Origin of the sequence: Desulfogranum marinum (assembly GCF_963675105.2) — a bacterium.
Lineage (GTDB): Bacteria > Desulfobacterota > Desulfobulbia > Desulfobulbales > Desulfobulbaceae > Desulfogranum > Desulfogranum marinum.
The window spans coordinates 1048696-1065998 of sequence record NZ_CAXXRO010000004.1 but is presented as its reverse complement, the minus strand read 5'-3'; the positions used below and the strand labels follow the sequence as shown (position 1 = coordinate 1065998).

General features: G+C 46.0%; 11 protein-coding genes and 1 pseudogene. 10 read left to right on the top strand and 2 right to left on the bottom strand.

Features of this window, described 5'->3' with window-relative positions:
• Positions 1-115: 115 nt before the first annotated feature.
• Positions 116-1771 carry a hybrid sensor histidine kinase/response regulator gene (locus ACHZCY_RS13580; protein WP_319549269.1) on the bottom strand — a complete coding sequence of 552 codons (1656 nt, stop codon included), beginning with the start codon at positions 1769-1771 and terminating at the stop codon, positions 116-118.
• A gap of 280 nt (positions 1772-2051) precedes the next feature.
• On the opposite strand from ACHZCY_RS13580, the gene ACHZCY_RS13575 reads away from it, so the two are divergent.
• The 4 genes from ACHZCY_RS13575 to istB all read left to right on the top strand — a co-directional run bounded on the left by ACHZCY_RS13575 (position 2052) and on the right by istB (position 5107).
• Entirely contained in the window at positions 2052-2435 is a 384-nt protein-coding gene (locus ACHZCY_RS13575; protein ID WP_319548963.1) for a hypothetical protein, read from the top strand.
• Positions 2436-2509: 74 nt separating this feature from the next.
• The gene (locus ACHZCY_RS13570; RefSeq protein WP_319548962.1) at positions 2510-2914 is read left to right on the top strand and encodes a hypothetical protein; all 405 of its coding nucleotides are present in this window, start codon (positions 2510-2512) and stop codon (positions 2912-2914) included.
• Positions 2911-4386 carry an IS21 family transposase gene (istA, locus tag ACHZCY_RS13565; protein WP_319549144.1) on the top strand — a complete coding sequence of 492 codons (1476 nt, stop codon included), beginning with the start codon at positions 2911-2913 and terminating at the stop codon, positions 4384-4386. Before ACHZCY_RS13570 ends, istA begins: the two co-directional genes overlap by 4 nt.
• Positions 4379-5107 carry an IS21-like element helper ATPase IstB gene (gene istB / locus ACHZCY_RS13560; RefSeq protein ID WP_319549145.1) on the top strand — a complete coding sequence of 243 codons (729 nt, stop codon included), beginning with the start codon at positions 4379-4381 and terminating at the stop codon, positions 5105-5107. The genes istA and istB overlap by 8 nt, the downstream gene beginning before the upstream one ends.
• 133 nt (positions 5108-5240) lie before the next feature.
• Here istB and ACHZCY_RS13555 read toward each other — a convergent pair whose 3' ends face one another.
• On the bottom strand, positions 5241-6827 hold the full coding sequence (locus ACHZCY_RS13555; protein WP_319549268.1) for a PocR ligand-binding domain-containing protein: 1587 nt from the start codon (positions 6825-6827) through the stop codon (positions 5241-5243).
• Between the two features lie 1167 nt (positions 6828-7994).
• Between ACHZCY_RS13555 and ACHZCY_RS13550 the strand changes: the two are divergent.
• The 6 genes and pseudogenes from ACHZCY_RS13550 to gap form a co-directional block, all read left to right on the top strand.
• Positions 7995-9377: pseudogene (locus ACHZCY_RS13550) on the top strand (PTS mannitol transporter subunit IICB); the annotation flags it as partial.
• Positions 9378-9492: 115 nt separating this feature from the next.
• Positions 9493-12135 carry a phosphoenolpyruvate--protein phosphotransferase gene (gene ptsP / locus ACHZCY_RS13545; protein ID WP_319549266.1) on the top strand — a complete coding sequence of 881 codons (2643 nt, stop codon included), beginning with the start codon at positions 9493-9495 and terminating at the stop codon, positions 12133-12135.
• A gap of 20 nt (positions 12136-12155) precedes the next feature.
• On the top strand, positions 12156-13892 hold the full coding sequence (locus tag ACHZCY_RS13540; protein ID WP_319549265.1) for an alcohol dehydrogenase catalytic domain-containing protein: 1737 nt from the start codon (positions 12156-12158) through the stop codon (positions 13890-13892).
• Positions 13893-13895: 3 nt separating this feature from the next.
• Positions 13896-14825, top strand: coding sequence for a 1-phosphofructokinase (gene pfkB, locus ACHZCY_RS13535; protein WP_319549264.1), 930 nt, complete (start codon positions 13896-13898; stop codon positions 14823-14825).
• A gap of 343 nt (positions 14826-15168) precedes the next feature.
• The gene (locus ACHZCY_RS13530; RefSeq protein ID WP_319549263.1) at positions 15169-16143 is read left to right on the top strand and encodes a class II fructose-bisphosphate aldolase; all 975 of its coding nucleotides are present in this window, start codon (positions 15169-15171) and stop codon (positions 16141-16143) included.
• 66 nt (positions 16144-16209) lie between these two features.
• On the top strand, positions 16210-17229 hold the full coding sequence (gene gap / locus ACHZCY_RS13525; protein ID WP_205224436.1) for a type I glyceraldehyde-3-phosphate dehydrogenase: 1020 nt from the start codon (positions 16210-16212) through the stop codon (positions 17227-17229).
• Positions 17230-17303 lie beyond the last annotated feature (74 nt).

Here is a 17303-nt window from a genome sequence, read left to right as displayed (position 1 = left end):
ATTATTGGTATTGATAGAAGAAATTTAAACTATCCCAGTAGCAGTTGATTTTGAGCTTGTAGTTAACAGCATTAATCTGAACAAAACAAAAGTCGACTTTAGGTTGATCAATTTTCTATTTTTTCAACTCTTCCTTTATGGCTACCCCTAACTTTTCGAGAGTTAAAGGTTTTTTTAAATATTTTCCTGCGCCTAAATCCTGAGTTTTTTTAACATCACTTGTTTCAGAAAACCCACTGACTATAATTGCTTTTTGATTTGGATGAATCAGTATAATCCTCTTATACGTTTCATAACCGTTAATACCAGGTTCCATTATCATATCAATCAGTAACAGGTCAACCGATTGCTTCTTGATGTATTCAACGGCCTCTTCTCCACTTGAAACTGTTTGCACACTATACCCTAGCCTTTCTAGCATGTTGCTGGATATTTCTCGTTGACTCTGTACATCATCAATAACCAGAATTATCTCGCCGTTACCCATATAGTCATTGATATTAAACGACCTACTATCAGTGACCTCTTCTTCTCGTGTTATCGGAAAGAACAGCTTAAATGCAGTACCATCATTCATACTGGTCTCCACATCGATGTAACCATCGTGATCCTGAACAATGCTCCAGACTATTGCTAATCCCAGGCCTGTCCCACTTCTACCCATTATCTTCTTTGTATAAAAAGGTTCAAATATCCTTTCGAGATCCTCATCGGCAATTCCTGGACCATTGTCTTTTACGGTTATAAGGGCATATTCCCCTTGGCGAACATCATTATATCTACTTACGGGCCTGTCTAAATAGCAGTTTTTGGTTGAAATAACAACATGGCCTCCTCCAACAATTGCCTCAGCTGCATTATAGACCAAGTTCATTAATACTTTTCGCAGGTGAACAGAAGAGCCCTTGACATTAAACAACTCACTATCCAGGTCTATTCGAAATTTTACCGATGGATTAAACTGTTTTATTTGTTTAAATTCAGGAGAATTCAAAAAGTCTTCAACAAGGCTATTTATACTCACTGGCTCTTTCGTTATTGCAACACCTCTAGCAACAGTTAAAAGCTCTTGAACGATAGCAGTTGCCCTATTTCCAGATTCCATTATTCTTTCTATAGGTTTTCTCAACTTGTCATCTTTATCCATATCTAAAAGAATTAGTTCTGGATAGCTAACAACTCCCGACAGAATGTTATTCAAATCGTGGGCTACTCCTCCTGCTAAAAGCCCAAGAGATTCCATTTTTTTTGAACGAGCTAGTTTTTCTTCACTTTCAAGCAAAGCTTTTTCTTTTTCTTTAATACTTGACAAATCAAAAATATATCCTGTCAAATATTGAATAGATTCAACAACAAATGATCTAAAACTGACAAATCCTACAAATATGCTCCCATCTTTTCTCAATATTTTATATTCATTGCCATCAAAAAAATCTTGCATCATGTATAATGCTTTACCCTGATCTTCAGGAGATATAACTTTGTCAATATTTAGCCCTAATTTCAGGTCATTTTGATTATACCCAGTCATCTCAAACATGGCTTGGTTTGCAAATAAGATATTACCTTTAATGTCTATTTCAAAAATGCCAATCGGCAATACCTCAGTTAAGGCCTTATAGCGTTCCCTGCTCGCCCTCAGTGATTTTTCTATTTTCTCCCTTTCTACTATGGAACGAGCTTGTTGGATATTCTGATGTGCAGTAGTTGAAAGCTGATTCGCGAGAGTAAAGAGTACCTGAGCGATCCGTTCAAACTGATATCTCGACATAGACTGGTACCAGCGATTTACTTCCCAACCAAAATCAGCGGTTTAAAAGTCGACACCATCATCGGTTGAAATCCAGCCACAGATAATCTCCTTCTTCATTTTCTTACGTTTTTCATCCAATCCTGATGCATATCAGGTGTCTTTTCTTCTATTTTTTCCTTTGTAGTTTCTTCTTTTTCTTTTTTTCGACGTGCACATCCCTCAACCCGCGGAGGAGAGAGTGAAGACTTGCACATTTCGATGCGTCTGTTGCAGAAGGATTCTACCAAGGAACCCAAGAGTGCATAACCAGAAGTATTGTGGAGCCAAGGCTTGTCAGCGAGCAAGAAAGAGCAAATGGCAAAGAGAAAAACAGCAGACCGATCCAGATCACCGGGCCAACAAATGCGAGAGCCAGCGGGCCTGGCAGAGGAAAAATCCCTTCTATTGGCAACAGTATCGTCAAAAAAATCCGAATTATTGCGAGCAAAACCGAAAACTGCAACGGGTACGGGACAAGGCCGCGCGCCAGTCAGTCCCGGTGAAGGAGAATCTTGCAAAGATGGATACGTTAGAAAGCCTTTTAAACGATACATCAATGACATATTTCATTTCTGCCGACAGCGGGAATCTTGCAAAGATGGACGCGTTAGCTGTAAAAATAGTCCCAACAACAGCGATATAGGCGATCTTGCAAAGAAGGACTCGATAGTCTTCCGGTAATACATGCGATATCGTAGTGAAAAACGGAGGTCTATCATGCGAAATCCACTTATTATTGAACGTGTCAGGACAATCAGCGGCAGCTTTGCCTTTATCGAGCACCGTTTTCTCCGCCATGGTTTCTGGAGCAGCCTCTCTCATCAAGAGCTGCTGCTCTATTTTTTTCTGGTCATGGTGGCTGACCGGCAGGGGCTGTCTTTTTATTCCTACGACAAAATCTGCACCCTGCTAACCATCAATGTCGATGAATACATTCTTGCCCGGGACGGGCTCCTCAGCAAAAACCTGTTGGCCTTTGACGGCACCTTATTCCAGGTGCTTTCCCTTCCGCCTGAACCTGTACACCAAACGCGGTTACTCCAGAATGAGGAAGATATGCGACGGGAAGATCCGGCAACCATCCATCAGCTTGTTCGGCAATTCAAGGAGGGAAGGACATGATCAGCAGGCGAACGGCACTTGAAATCCTGCAGCTTAAAAAAGAGGGGTTTTCCCAACGCAGCATTGCCAGACAACTGCAACTCGACCGGCAGACCGTGGCGAAATATCTGCAGGACGACAGACCGATGCCTGCCGAGAGGACTGCCAAAAAATCCAAACTCGACCCTTATCGCGAAATGATAGGTGAAATGGTGGATAGCTGCCCGGACATCAAGGCACCGGTAGTACTGCGGAAAATACGGGAGAATGGGTTCACTGGCGAGATCACCATTGTCAGGGCCTTGCTCAGACAATTGCGGGGGCAGCAGGCTCAGCGCCAACCGTTCATCCGCTATGAATCCGAACCAGGTGAGCAGGTACAGATTGACTGGGGCCACTTCCCCTCCCTGAGCTATGGCGCCGGGCATAGAAAACTGTATGCCCTTGCGGTGGTTGAAGGTTACAGTCGTATGCTCTACGTCTATTTCTCCCACAGTCAGAAGCAGGAATATCTGCATCAAGGTTTGCTGGAAGCATTCACCTACTTTGGCGGCACTTCAAGAGAAATCGTGGTCGATAATATGCTCACCGCAGTGACCGAGCGAGTCGGCTCTGTGGTTCGTTTCAATGAGGCTTTCCTCGTGTTTCTCAGCAAGTTCGGCATCCTTCCGCATGCCTGTACAATTCGGTCGCCTTACGAAAAAGGGAAAGTAGAGAATGCGATCAAATACCTGCGTACCAATTTCTGGCCTCTGCGGGAATTCAGCAGCTTGAGTGATGTTCAGGACCAGGTGCATCAATGGCTGGACACTGTAGCCAACGTTAGGAAGCACGCTACCACATCTCAACGGCCGATTGACCGGTTGCATAACCTGCGTCCACTTCCTGAGCCCTTACCTGACTGTCGACAGACTGCATCTCTCAAGGTGCATAAAGACTTCGGTGTGCGCTTTGACACCAATGTTTATTCCGTACCGCCATGGGCCATCGGCAAACAGGTCACCCTCAAGGCAGACAACTCTCTCATCTCAATCTATCTCAAAGAAAAACTCATCGCCTGCCACAGCCGCTGCTGGGAAAGACAGCAGCGAATCGAAGTGCCAGGTCATCGGGAACAGGTGAAAAAAATCAAAAAACGGCTGCTTCAAGATCGACAGGTAGTGGTCTTCCTCTCTTTGGGAGAGGTGGCGCTCCAGTATCTCGAGCGCTTGAACTCACTGCGCCTGCCAATCAGAAAAAATATCGCAGCCCTCCTGATACTGCGCGATGAGTTCGGAGACAGTTCCCTTATCTACGGATTGAAAAAGTCATTGGAGAAAAATGTCATCGGTGCTGATTACGTCCGCAATATCCTCTATCAGGAGATGACTCCGACCAGCACTCATCTGCCGGTACGGCTCAAACAGGAGGACCTTAATGCAATCAGGCTCACAACTCCGGCTTTGGCCGAATACGACGCTATCGCCCTCAAGAGGAGATCAAACAATGGTTGACGAGATAAAAAAGAAATTCAAGGTACTGCGTCTCACACACTGTGCTGAAAATATCGGAGAACTACTGGAACAGGGAGCGCAGAAAAATCTTTCGACTTTGCAAACCATTCACAGGTTGCTCGACTTGGAGATCGAAAAACGCCGCCAGGGAAAGATCCTGCGCTGCTTTAAACAGTCGAAGCTTACCGAACAACCCACCATCGATCAGTTTAACTTTGATCACCATCCTTCCCGCAAGAAACAGAAGGCAGTTATCCTTGGCATGATCGACCTCGAGTTTATTCACCGCAAAATGGATATCATACTGATCGGCAACCCCGGTGTCGGTAAAAGTCTGTTGGCCAAGACTATTGCCTACGCATCCACCCAGGCTGGCATAAAAACTCTGTTCACCTCGGCAATGGACATGATCAATCAACTGGTCGCCGCCCAGGAAAACAATACCTTGCTGAGTAAACTCAAAACGTATCAAAATCCGGATCTACTTGTCTGTGACGAGATAGGTTATCTCCCGCTTGGCCAACAGGGTTCAAATTTGTTTTTCCAGGTTATCAGTGCCCGGCATGAGCAGAAGTCCACCATCATAACGACCAATCTGCCATTCGCACAATGGGGAACCATTTTTGACAGTACCACCGTGGCCACAGCAATAGCCGACCGTCTTGTCTATAACTCGGAGATCCTTGTCATGGAGGGGAAAAGCTATCGCAAAAGAGCATAAGGAGTAAAAATACAACTTCTGGATACTATGGAGGAAATGTCGTCAAGACATCATTCTGAAACGCACAGCTGCGACCAGCCGTTGTTGTGGCTGATTTTTAATCGCTGTTTTTGGTGGGTTTTTGTTCCGCTGATTACAACATAGACGGTACTTCACGGAATGCTTCTATAACAGCTGTCTCGTCAGCACCAATTTTTTGAGCATAGATGCGCATTTTTTCTTCAGACTGTGTCTCATCACGCACTTGCCCAATTAACCAGTTGGCTATATGTTTACCACCAATTGATATTGCAGCGCCAGCATCCCAGAGTCCTCCACTAAGACAAGGTTGAACAATTGGCCCATCAGGATTAAATCTTCCCAAATAAGCGTCAGATTTAAAGCAGTTACTTAAACCTTTCTCTGTTTTACGAATAATTTCATTACAGAGTCTACAAAAATTACTGGCATTCGTAATGGGGCTTCCAGCCGGGGTTGTGATAATAGAGGCGACACCTGTAGCTTCTGCAAACTCATCTTGAAGACGTTGAATATCTTCTATCTTGAAAAGATCCTCGAAGGTAATAGACTTAAAATCATCCAATGCTCCTGTCAGGGTAGTAATTTTTTTCTCAAGGGCCACTTCGTTTCGTTTACGCTCGGTAATGTCTCGGCTAATTCCCACAAGACCAATAAAGTCGTCCTGATTATTGAATAATGGCACTTTATTCGTTTCATAAAAGATGGTTTGATTATTTTTATTCAGATACCTATGTTCAGCTTGATAGGGCTTTAAATTTTTTACAACTTGTTCGTCACTCATCCTGCGTAGTTGAGATTTTTCTGCAGAAAATATTTCCGAATCGGTTTTACCTAAAATATCTACCCGACTCATCTCAAGCATGTCTTCAAAAGCTTTATTAACTAATAAATATTTTCCTTTAGTATCTTTAAAATAAATTATGTCTGGAATAGATTCTATCAGTGCTTGAAGTTTCGCCTTTGTTTCATATGTTTCATTTTCTAGCTTATGCCGACGTGCTTTGCTCAATAAAGTAAATATCAGGACAGAAATACAGAGTATGGTAATAAATATAAGTATTCGAGTTATAAATATTTCCTGATTCTTAGCCTTAGTTACTTCAAGGATTTCAAATAAAGGTGTTGATAAACCTATAGTCCAAACATAATTGCCAAATTTTACTGGCGTCCAAGCTGCAATTTCAGGCCCTTTTTCAGGTAACCAGATGTACCAACCAACTCCTTCTCGTGAATGTAAAACATCATCTGTCATTTTTTCATAATGACTTGCACCATAGTGCACTTGTGATTCAAATATTTCCTCCATACTTTTCCCACGATACGCATCAGGAAAGTCTGAACTTAAATCAAAAACAACATGATCGGGTGCGTAGATCCATGCATCACCATTTTCCAATAAATGGATTGGGGCAACAAACTTTTTCAATATGTTTTGTTCAATAGTGGTGATATCCGTTCCTTTTCCCAACTGATCAGCAATATACAATTCCGTTGCTCTTGCAACTGAACGTACAATCTCTAATTGAGTTTCTTGGTATGAGTTAATTATTGCTTGCCGTAATGCATTTTTATAGTGAAAGGATACATACCACCCCACGCTGACAACAAAAACAACAGCAGCAAACAAATATATTTCCGACCTTTGAAGTGCGTACCACCAAGTCTTGGATTGCTTTTCAGACATTATGGTTTCTTTCATGGCCGTTCCTTGTATATAAAAAAGTTAATTAGCGCTTGTCCGTGAGAAGCTAGTTATCTGATTTAGCAAGAGAAAATCTCATAACCAGCAGCTACCTTTAGCAGAAGCTGCCCCTGCCCCCCTAAGACGAAAGAGTTGGAAAAGATCAGCGATATACTTGATGAAAATATTATCATATACGACCTGGCTCTACAAGATATGGCTCATTAACGCAAAAGAGCGATGCTAAAAGTAACGCCTGCGGTATGACTGCAGAGCAGGGTATACACGAAGCATCCGTAAAACAAATAGAGGGCTGCAGCTATAGAGAATTGGAATTTCGACTAGTTGATTCCTGGGCGTATGGCCTTTTCTGTAGAATACCACTTGGGATACATTTTAAAATCTGATTACGTACAAAACTCAGCCCATTACCTACTGAAACAGACAGGGGACTGATTTTATTTCTCTTTTAAACCCGGGAGACAGATCGAAGTCTTCGCTATCTAATTTTCACAAAAACCATGTAAACGTTTTCGCAAAGAAGGCCGAATACTTTGCCGATTTTACAATTTTTGATAACTGACAAGTGTGGACAAAGCTCATTTTCGCTTCCTTTAAAATACATTTACTTACTATTTGATTTTTTTTTGGTTGATAGCTCAATTAGATAGGCAGGCATTAAGGCTATGAAGCTGCCGATGTTGGGATAACAAGACTTTTGTAGATAACTATATCTTACACGAGCGGTATAAAAGACCAAAAAACATCAAAACCTGAAAACGATTGCCGGCAGACAGGTTCCTAACCGGTAAAATTCAACAAAGTTGAAAATTTTTATATAACTATAATTACATAAAAACAAACAACATTTACTACATCCACCCCCTTAAGAGATCCTGAACGAACAATTACTCTTGACACCATTATATGTAATCGTTTACATATAACTCTAAAGGTCGGGTCATTACGAGTAACTGCTAATGACTCGCCGGACAGTTTTATTGAGGAAATGGTGGTTATTGAGTCACGCAAACCTATACCAAGGGGCGTCTCAAGCAAAACAGGCCGTTACCAAGATTTGGCGGCTTCCTGGGCGGGGTATTCACTCCCGTAACGATTGCGCTTGAGGCATTATGGGTTTGATTGGGGAGAAAATGCAAACTAGGTAACAAGGAGGATCTGTTTATGCCCGCTAACACGTTAAAAGTAGGAGCTCAGTCATTTGGTCGATTTCTAAGCGGTATGGTAATGCCTAATATTGGGGCATTTATTGCTTGGGGATTAATTACAGCGTTGTTTATTCCAACCGGCTGGTTGCCCAGTGAAAAACTAGCATCACTTGTGGGCCCGATGATCACCTACTTACTACCGCTTTTAATTGGTTATACCGGTGGTAAGATTGTTGGTGGCGATCGTGGAGCGGTCGCCGGTGCAGTCACAACAATGGGCGTCATTGTTGGTAGTGGTATACCCATGTTCATGGGTGCTATGATTGCCGGCCCACTGGGCGGGTACGCAGTAATTAAGTTTGATCAACGGATACACGGCAAGATTAAGCCTGGCTTTGAGATGCTCGTCAACAACTTTTCACTTGGCATCATCTCCATGGTGGCGGCATTAATAGCCTACGTCATAATTGGTCCGATTGTTTCTGCAGTCACTACGGCCCTAGCATCCGGTGTTGGCTGGATCGTAGAAATGTCGCTCCTGCCGCTGGTGTCCATCATTGTTGAGCCTGCAAAAATTCTCTTTTTAAATAATGCTATTAACCATGGTGTGTTCACACCTCTTGGAGCGGAACAAGCTGCCAAGATCGGTTCATCCATCTACTATCTGATTGAAACCAACCCTGGTCCAGGTCTGGGAATTCTACTGGCATACATGGTGTTTGGTAAAGGTACCGCACAAAAGTCATCTTATGGTGCGGCGATCATTCACTTCTTTGGTGGTATCCATGAGATCTACTTCCCTTACGTACTGATGAAGCCAAGACTGATCATCGCTGTCATTGCCGGCGGCATGGTTGGTGTTGGATTTAACATGTTCACCGGTAACGCACTGGTTGGTCCTCCATCTCCAGGTTCTGTCTTTGCTTTGACCCTGATGTCCACCAAAGGAATGGGTATCGTATTAACCTTGAGTTCCATTGCACTGTCAGCCCTTACCTCGTTCCTTATTGGTGCCATATTCGTCCGCATGGATGCATCTGAAACCGATGACCTTGAAGCAGCGCAAGCTGCAGTTGCTGCCTCCAAGGCAGAATCAAAGGGAAAAGATGCTGCACCTGAAGCAGTTGTACCCGGAACAATTCATAAGATTGTTGTTGCCTGCGATGCAGGTATGGGTTCTTCAGCCATGGGCGCAACCGTGCTTCGTGGCAAGGTCAATGATGCAGGTCTTGATATAGAAGTGACCAATGCTGCCATCAATGACCTTAAAGATGCGGACATCGTTATCACTCAAAACGAATTAACTCCTCGTGCACAGGCTAAGCTTCCCAGTGCTCAACACCTCAGTATCGATAATTTTATGGATGCCGGCTTTTATGATGACCTGGTAGCCAAGCTGAAATAAGCAGGTAGTTTTAGCTAAGTATCGTTTGATGAGGAGTACAAGGCGGCAGGATGAAGGGGGCAGGCTTTAAACCTTGCCCCCGGATTACACAAAGTGAGTGGAGGTCATTATGTCTTTTTTCAAGAAGTTACTTAGTGGTAAAAAAAGCCCAGAGGTAAGCAAGCAGCCTGAAGTAACAGAGGAAACCGTTCAGCAATCAGCACCGCAAGAAAAGAGAACAGCTGAAGAAAACAGCCTAACGGTTAGCTCGCAACAGATAGCGTTAAACGTCCAGGCAACAACCAAAAAAGATGTCCTTGAATTGATTGCTCAAAACCTGTCTGCTCTGGGACTCGTTAGCGGAGACTATCTGGAACCACTGATGGCCAGGGAAGAAAAGGTCAGTACCTATCTAATTAATGGGGTCGCCATCCCCCATGGGGTGAATGAAGCCAAGGACCAGGTTGTTAAAACCGGTGTTTTTATTGCTCAGGTTCCCCAAGGTATTCCCTGGAATGACAAGGGCGATATAGCACACCTGATTGTTGGCATTGCAGCGAAAGGCCAGGATCATTTAAGTCTGCTCCAACGCCTCACCGAGGTGGTCATGGATCAAGCGCTTGCTGAAAAACTGGCCGGTACAACCGATAAAAACGATATTTTAAATGCACTCAACGCCACCGATCAGGCGCCCTCTGAGTCAGAGCCGGAACAGCTGGAAGATTTCTCAACAACTGCCGTGGCCAATGTTGTCGATGTTCAGGGGATGCACGCCCGCCCAGCAAGCCTGATTGCAGAGCGTGCTGCAACTTTTTGTGAAACAGATATCCGTATTCGCAATGACCAAAGGACCGCCAATGGTAAATCCATGGCATCCCTTTTGGCCATGGGTGCCAGCCTTGACGACGAGCTGGTAATTTCTGCACAAGGGCCGGAAGCCGATCAAGCTGTTCAGGTACTGGCTGAGATGATTAATCAAGGCCTGGATAGTGATGAAGATGAGGATAATGCGTCCTACAATCCTCTGGCAGTATTGTCCGCCCTGCCCGCCCCTCAATGTCGTGTGACGATAACCGGTTCTGCGGCATCACCCGGTATTACGATGGCACCTGCATTTCGATTGCATTCGAGAAAAATGACATTCGAGGAGAATGCACAAGACCCCAAAGAGGAAGCCAAACGCTTTAGCACTGCCCTGACCGAGGCCGCCCATCAATTGGACGAACTGCAAGCCAACATGCAAACCAGGGCGCCAAAGGAAGCTGCTATCTTACACGCTCAAAAGCAATTGCTGCAGGATGAGCTGGTCTTGACCGACAGTGAAAAATACATTGTCAACGGTAAGACTGCTGCCTGGTCTTTTCATCAAGCCATTGAAAAGCAGGTCGATTCCCTAAAAAAGGTTGACAATGAACGGTTACGAGCAAGGATTGCAGATCTCATTGATGTCCGTGATCGTGTAGTGGCCTTGATGGTGCCGGCTAGTTCATCGGTTGTGTACCCGCAAACAGATTTCGTTTTGATGGCAAAAGATTTAACGCCCTCGCAGACAGCCGGCTTACATGGCCTGAAGGTTCGCGGCATCTGTACGGAGCTTGGCGGCCCTAACAGTCATATGGCTATTCTTGCCCGAGCTCTGGGGATTCCGGCAGTAGTCGGCCTGGGCGACGGAAGTCTTACAAACATTGAGGATGGTGACCTGATTATTGTCGATCCACAGGCATCTTCCATTTACGTTGATCCGGATGAGGCAACACAGAAGAATGGGTTGAAATGGAAGGAGCAATGGAATCAGATTCGCAAAACGGAAGATGCGCAAAAACATAAGGTAGCTGAAACAAAGGATGGTCATCGCGTCGATGTCGTTTGCAATATCGCCAAACCTGAAGACGCGAAACTTGTATTGGAAAATGGTGGTGAGGGGGTAGGCTTATTACGGACAGAGTTTCTTTTTGAATCTTCAGTTGCAGAACCTTCGATTGAAGAGCAATCCGAGAGCCTGAAAGCGATTATAGAGGAACTCGGCAGTCGTCAGTTAATCGTACGTACCGCAGATATCGGTGGGGACAAGCCGGTGTCCTGGATGCATATTCCCCATGAAGAAAACCCTTTTCTGGGTATGCGTGGAGTTCGCCTTTCGTTTAAATATGAAGACATGTTCAGGCGTCAACTGGAAGCCATTTACCAGGTAGCGCTTTGGCAGCAAGAGACAACCGGATCGACCGGAATCCACATTATGTTTCCCATGATCGGCAGGATGTCAGAGTGGCAAAAAGCACGGGATATTGCAGAGAAAGTTCGTTCGCAGTTAAACGCTCCCAAGCTGCCGCTTGGTATCATGATTGAGGTGCCTTCAGCGGTAATGATTGCTGATCAACTTGCCCTGGAGGTGGATTTCTTTTCAATCGGTTCAAACGACTTAACCCAATACGCTCTTGCCATAGATCGAGGGCATCCTGATCTTTGCAATGAAGCAGACAGTTATCATCCCGCACTCGTGAAAATGATCGAAATGACGGTAAAAGCTGCACAGACAAATGGAAAGTGGGTAGGCGTTTGCGGCAATGCAGCTGCAAATCCAAATCTTGCAACCCTTCTGGTCGGCTTGGGGGTAAGCGAACTCTCTGTCAGTCCAACCAATGTGGCGGCGGTCAAAAATATCATCCGCGCAGTAAGCTTTGCTAAATTACAGGAAAAAGCAAACAAGGCGCTCCAGATGGGCAGTTCGGAAGCCGTTATGGAGCTGTACAAGCATAACGACGATTTACTCTAGAGTACTCCAAGGAGACAATCATGACATCGCAATATAAAAAATATCACGCTCCAAAAATTAATGTGCCTGAAAAAGGCTTGGTCTGGAATATGTATGGAGCCGGAGAAGAGAATATCGGCAAGGACAATAAGCCGGAATCTCTGTCCATCCCAAAACCTGCAGCAAACCAGATGCTGGTACGTATAGACTCGGTGGGGCTCTGCTTCTCCGATGTAAAATTGATCAACATGGGCGGCAGTCATCCCAAGCTATACAACCGGGATCTCTCCAAAGAACCGGGCAGGCTTGGTCATGAAGCGTCACTTACAGTGGTCGAAGTTGGTGAAGAGTTGAAAGACCGGTACCACGCCGGCCAGCGGTTAGCTGTCCAACCCGATATTTATCAGAATGGGAAGAGTACAGCTTATGGGTACACTATTCCAGGTGGCCTTATCCAGTACCACCTGATCGGTCCGGAAATGCTTGAGACCGATGAGGGAGAATGCCTGCTGCCCGTTGATGACTCCATGGGCTATGCCGAGGCCTCGCTCTTGGAGCCTTGGGGTTGTGTACTTGCTTCCTACACCCAGCGCAGACGATTGGACCCTAAAGAAGGCGGTGTGATGTGGATCATCGGCTCTCCCGGCGATACAACCGAATATAATTTTTCCAAAGGGTTGGATGCTCCAGCCGTGATTATCCTTTCCGATGCTCCTGCAGCTGTTGCCGATCTTGCCGCAAAGACAACAGCCAAGGTGGAAGTTCGTAACGGTATCACTGTTGAACAGTACGAAGAGCTTGGCCAAGAATTTACCGACGGTAACGGATTTGACGATATCGTCATGCTTGATCCACATTCTGCAGACATGGTCGGCAAAGTGGCTAAGTATATCGCCCGTCGGGGTACCATGAACATGGTCGGCAAGACTCCTCTGGATGGGCTTGTCGATACCGATGTCGGCCGGCTTCATTATGATTACATCGCTTTCATCGGCAACCAGGGCCCGGACATCGCGGCTTCCTATGGCGAGCAACGCAACAGGTGTGAGCTCTCCCCCAATGGAACCACAGTCTTTGTTGGAGCTGGAGGCCCCATGGGGCAGATGCATGTCCAGCGTGCCATCGAGCTGCCTGATGGCCCCAAAACAGTTATTGCCACAGAGGTGAGCGATCTGAGACTGGAAGCCATTGTTGACCGTTTCTCAGCACTCGCTGAAAAGAACGGTCGCAAACTCCTGACCTTCAACCCTCAAACCAGCGACAAGTCGCTCCATGAGTTTGTCATGGAGGCTACCGGTGGAAAAGGGGCTGAAGATGTGGTGGTGAGTGTACCCATTGCAGGTGTTATGGCTGAAAGCGATACACTCATGAATGAAAACGGGATGCTGGTGTTCTTTGCCGGCGTTCCCAATGGTACAATGGCCCCAATGAACCTGAGCAACGTGTATTTGCATAACGCTCAGTATACCGGCACCTCCGGCCTGACCTTGGAAGACCAGCGTCAGGTGCTCAATCAGGCCTCCGGCGGTTCGCTTTCACCTGCAAGAAGCGTTGGCGCCATCGGCGGGATGAACGTGGCGAAAGAAGGTATCCAGGCGGTTATCGACGGAAAATATGCAGGTAAAATTGTTATCTTTCCACAAATTGAAGATCTGCCACTCCTTGGACTTGATGAACTCCATAAGCACTTCCCTGAAATCGCAGAGAAACTCGAACCGGGAAATATGTGGACCTTGGAAGCGGAAGAAGCGTTGTTTGAAAAATTTTGGAAGGGGTGAGATATGATTTATACCGTAACCCTGAATCCTGCCGTCGACCGCGAACTAACAGTCGGTGAGATCGCTTTTGACACGGTGCTTCGCGCATCCCAGTGGCAAGTAGACTGCGGCGGGAAGGGCTTCAACGTAGCCCGAATGCTCAATTCGCTGGGGGTTCCCAGTGTTGCCATGGGGTTCGCTGCCGGCAAAACCGGAGAGTTACTTGAAGAAAAGCTTGTCGCTCTTGGAATCGAGACGGACTTTGTCTGGGTGGAAGGAGAAACCCGGACCAACGTGTCCATCGTCAGCAGCGAAAGCAGCCACTATGTCAAAGTCAATGAACCCGGACCAACCATCAAGGAAAGCGATTTAGCATTGCTAAAGGAAAAGATCGTTACCAATGTAAAACCCGGCGACTGGTGGGTGCTGGCTGGCAGCCTCCCCCCTGGAGTTGCTGCTGATTTCTATGGTGAGCTTATCGAGCTCATCCATTCGGCAGGTGCCAAGGTTTTTCTCGATACCAGCGGCGAGCCGCTGAAGCAAAGCTGTGCTGCCGGCCCATTACTGGTAAAGCCAAATGATGAGGAAGCCCACGAGTTAACCGGACTACCGGTAAGCACCACAGAAGAGATCGCTGTTGCCGCAGAGGCCTTGAAAAAGTTGGGGCCGGCCAATGTGATTGTTTCTTTGGGAAAAGAAGGCGCCTTGCTGGTGAATGGGCAGGATACATGGAAGGCGGCTAGCCCGGCAATTGTTGAGAAAAACCCCATTGGCGCCGGCGACTCAATGGTTGCTGGAGTGGTATGGGGGCTCAGCGAAGGAGTTGAACTCTCCGAGGCACTACGCTGGGGCATTGCCTGCGGCGCTGCCACCGCCGGTCAAAACGGCACGACAGTGGGAACACTTGCTCAAGTCAGGGATTTATTGCCGAAGGTTGAGCTTATACAACTCTAACCCGAATTTCTCATGAGCATTTTGTCATTTTTCGATAAGGTTAGTAATTTCAGTCTGATGTCATTAAAATCAATCAGATATCAATTTAACAAAATGCTCACCAAAGGTCAGTCCATGCGGTACCATCTTCTTCAGTATTTTGGCAGTAAAAGGTAAGCGTAGACTCCGATAGCCTACTATGATTTACTACCAAAAACTTCGAACCTGGCACCGCCTGAACTGATGAGAAATCCGGGCTGATACAATTTTAGCACACCCGGCTGGGTTGAACTGCTTATCCGGGAGCAGTTTCGCCACCTATCCGTTACATTTTATTCACCCCCCATTGCTTAAGGAGCTTGAAATGAATCATAATTATACTGAGCTCGGCTTGGTAAACACCAAGGAAATGTTTGCCCAGGCTATGCAGGGTAAGTATGCGGTCCCTGCGTACAATTTCAACAATATGGAACAGTTGCAAGCAATTGTTACCGGCTGTGCCCAGTCCGGTTCTCCTGTTATTCTTCAGGTTTCAGGTAGTGCCAGAAAATATGCCGACCCGATATTTTTACCCTACATGGTACAAGGAGCCGTTGCCATGGCCAGGGATATAGGGAGCAGCATTCCCATAGCCCTTCACCTTGATCACGGTTCCAGCTTTGAGCAGGCAAAGGACTGTATCGATTCCGGTTTCTCTTCGGTAATGATTGATGGCTCCCATCACAGCTTTGAAGAGAATATCAAGGTAACAGCCGAGGTTGTTGAATACGCACATACATTTGATGTCACAGTGGAAGGGGAACTTGGCGTGTTGGCCGGGGTGGAAGATGAGGTTTCATCTGAGGTGTCGCATTACACCAGGCCTGAAGAGGTGGAGGAATTTGTGGAGAAGACCGGGGTGGACAGCTTAGCCATCTCCATCGGCACCTCCCACGGTGCGCATAAATTCAAGCTTGCCCCCGGTGAGCTGCCCCCGCCGTTGCGCTTCGATATTTTAGAAGAAATTGAAAAACGCCTTCCTGGTTTTCCCATTGTCCTTCATGGTGCATCTTCAGTCACTCCCAAGCATGTTGATATGATCAATGAGTTTGGCGGCAATCTGGAGAGTGCAGTGGGCATCCCGGTTGATCAACTCCGCCGAGCCGCAGGATCAGCTGTCTGCAAAATTAATATCGACAGTGATGGTCGTTTGGCAATGACGGCTGTTATTCGCAAAGTGTTTGCCCAAAGCCCGGCAGAGTTTGACCCACGTAAATATCTCGGACCTGCCCGGGATGAGTTGATCACATTGATCAAAGAGAAAAACGAAAATGTTCTCGGTAGCGCCGGCAAATTCTAAATTCGCATTCAAAAAATTGGAATAAAGCTTCCATCGCACCATCTATTTCAAATTGGAGGAAAAAAAATGTTTAAAGTTGCTATTAACGGTTTTGGAAGAATAGGAAGACTTACGTTTCGGAAAATCTTTGGCGATGATCGTTTTGAAGTTGTGGCCATTAACGATTTAACAGAGCCAAAGATGCTTGCCCATCTCCTGAAATATGACAGTGTACAAGGTCGTTTCACTGGGCATACAGTTGAAAGTACGGAAGATGCTCTTGTCATCGACGGCAAGGAAATCAGAGTGTACAAGGACCCGGAACCAAAGAACCTTCCATGGGGTAGCCTCGGTGTAGACATTGTCTTGGAATGCACCGGATTTTTCTGCGCAAAGGACAAGAGTCAGGCACATATTGATGCAGGTGCAAAGCGGGTCCTTATTTCAGCTCCTGCGGGCAGTGATCTGCCAACCATTGTTTACGGCGTCAATCATCATACATTGAAAAGTGATGATCTCATTGTTTCCGGTGCATCCTGTACCACCAATTGCCTCGCTCCAATGGCAAAGGCATTAAATGAATATCGTGAGTTACGAACAGGCTTCATGACCACGATTCATGCATATACAGGCGACCAGATGATTATTGATGGCCCGCACAGGAAAGGTGATTTTCGTCGTGCAAGAGCCGGGGCAATAAACATTGTACCTAATTCAACTGGTGCTGCAAAAGCGATTGGTCTCGTCATTCCTGAACTTGATGGAAAGCTGATTGGATCGGCACAACGCGTTCCAGTTGCTTCCGGCTCCATCACTATTCTTGATGCTACCTTAAAAGATGAGACCGACTCTGTAAGTGTTGAGGGCCTCAATGAGGCAATGCACAAGGCTGCAGATGAATCCTTTGGCTATTCCGACGAGGAGCTGGTGTCAAGCGATACAATCGGCATGAGCTATGGTTCGCTTTTCGATTCCACCCAAACACTTGCACAACGTTGTGGAACAAATATTTATGAGGTGAGAGTTGTATCCTGGTATGACAATGAAATGAGCTATGTCAGTCAATTAATCAGAACCTTAAATCACATGGGAAGTTTGATGAAATAAGCACCAATTTATCAACTATACATTGATATCCCTCGGCGTTCACCGGGGGATATCTGCAGGGATGCATTTTTTCT

What these genes read in the sequence shown, in the direction of transcription:
- ACHZCY_RS13570 (WP_319548962.1), top strand. Translation starts at nt 2,510, where the DNA reads ATGCGAAATCCACTTATTATTGAACGTGTCAGGACAATCAGCGGCAGC.
- ACHZCY_RS13580 (WP_319549269.1), bottom strand. Translation starts at nt 1,771, where the DNA reads ATGTCGAGATATCAGTTTGAACGGATCGCTCAGGTACTCTTTACTCTC.
- ACHZCY_RS13555 (WP_319549268.1), bottom strand. Translation starts at nt 6,827, where the DNA reads ATGAAAGAAACCATAATGTCTGAAAAGCAATCCAAGACTTGGTGGTAC.
- pfkB (WP_319549264.1), top strand. Translation starts at nt 13,896, where the DNA reads ATGATTTATACCGTAACCCTGAATCCTGCCGTCGACCGCGAACTAACA.
- ACHZCY_RS13540 (WP_319549265.1), top strand. Translation starts at nt 12,156, where the DNA reads ATGACATCGCAATATAAAAAATATCACGCTCCAAAAATTAATGTGCCT.
- istB (WP_319549145.1), top strand. Translation starts at nt 4,379, where the DNA reads ATGGTTGACGAGATAAAAAAGAAATTCAAGGTACTGCGTCTCACACAC.
- istA (WP_319549144.1), top strand. Translation starts at nt 2,911, where the DNA reads ATGATCAGCAGGCGAACGGCACTTGAAATCCTGCAGCTTAAAAAAGAG.
- gap (WP_205224436.1), top strand. Translation starts at nt 16,210, where the DNA reads ATGTTTAAAGTTGCTATTAACGGTTTTGGAAGAATAGGAAGACTTACG.
- ACHZCY_RS13530 (WP_319549263.1), top strand. Translation starts at nt 15,169, where the DNA reads ATGAATCATAATTATACTGAGCTCGGCTTGGTAAACACCAAGGAAATG.
- ptsP (WP_319549266.1), top strand. Translation starts at nt 9,493, where the DNA reads ATGTCTTTTTTCAAGAAGTTACTTAGTGGTAAAAAAAGCCCAGAGGTA.